The organism is Mesorhizobium waimense, assembly GCF_003601975.1.
GTDB classification, from domain to species: Bacteria; Pseudomonadota; Alphaproteobacteria; order Rhizobiales; family Rhizobiaceae; genus Mesorhizobium; species Mesorhizobium waimense.
This window is the reverse complement of sequence record NZ_QZWZ01000177.1, coordinates 1-846: the sequence shown is the minus strand read 5'-3', so window position 1 is coordinate 846 and position 846 is coordinate 1. Positions and strand designations below refer to the sequence as shown.

At 55.3% G+C, this 846-nt stretch carries 1 protein-coding gene; it reads left to right on the top strand.

What is annotated here, in order from left to right:
- The first annotated feature begins 14 nt into the window (after positions 1 to 14).
- On the top strand, positions 15 to 803 hold the full coding sequence (locus D3227_RS40480; RefSeq protein WP_120019475.1) for an aspartate/glutamate racemase family protein: 789 nt from the start codon (positions 15 to 17) through the stop codon (positions 801 to 803).
- The last annotated feature ends 43 nt before the right edge of the window (positions 804 to 846 follow it).

The window sequence follows — 846 nt, the reverse complement described above, 5'->3', positions numbered from 1 at the left end:
AAGGATGACAACATATGACTGATTTTCCTCATATCCAACAAAAGCGCTGGCCATCCTGGGTGAGGCCTCGACTGGCGTTCCACGGAGCGCCCGTGGGCATTTTGATGCTTGATCGCATGCCGGGACCCGGCCTCCGTCCGTATATCCCTGGGGATACCGGCAATGCCACCACATGGAGCGTACCCGTACGGTATAAGACGGTACCTGAGCTGAACAATACCTGTATTTTCGGGGCGGCTGGCGAGGAAAAAACATCCGCTGTGGTTGCAGCTGCGAAAGAACTCGTACGAGAGGGTGCGCGAGTGATCACTGCTGGATGCGGTTATTTCATCCGGTACCAGGAAGCGGTCCGCGCTGCGGTTGATGTACCGGTGTTCCTGTCAAGCCTTGTCCTTACTCCGTTTCTTGAACAAGTTCTTCCCCAAGGCAAGGCGCTTGGCGTGGTCGTGGCAAGTAAGGCTGTACTGAGCCAGGATATGTTGAAAGCAGCTGGGGTGCGACCGGACATGAGTGACAGGGTGGTCGTCTTTGGACTGGATGATGCTCCCGTATTCGCGGGCTTCTTCCTGGAGCCGTATGGTGATCTAGATGTGGATGCAGTCCAGGCTGATGTGGTCAAAGCCATCCTGACGCTGCAGAAGGATCGACCGGATCTTGGCATGATTTTGCTTGAGTGTGGCGGATTGCCGCCATACGCGGCTGCGATTCAAGAGGCGACTGACCTTCCAGTGTTTGACTATACCTCCATGGTTGAATTCTTCGTCGATGGCCTGACACGCAAACCGTTCAAAGGACTCCTTTGACGAGGGATGCCCGTGGGGGTCGTAAGAGAAAACTGCGATCCTC

Coding starts and splice junctions, on each gene's coding strand:
- D3227_RS40480 (WP_120019475.1), top strand. CDS start 15: ATGACTGATTTTCCTCATATCCAACAAAAGCGCTGGCCATCCTGGGTG.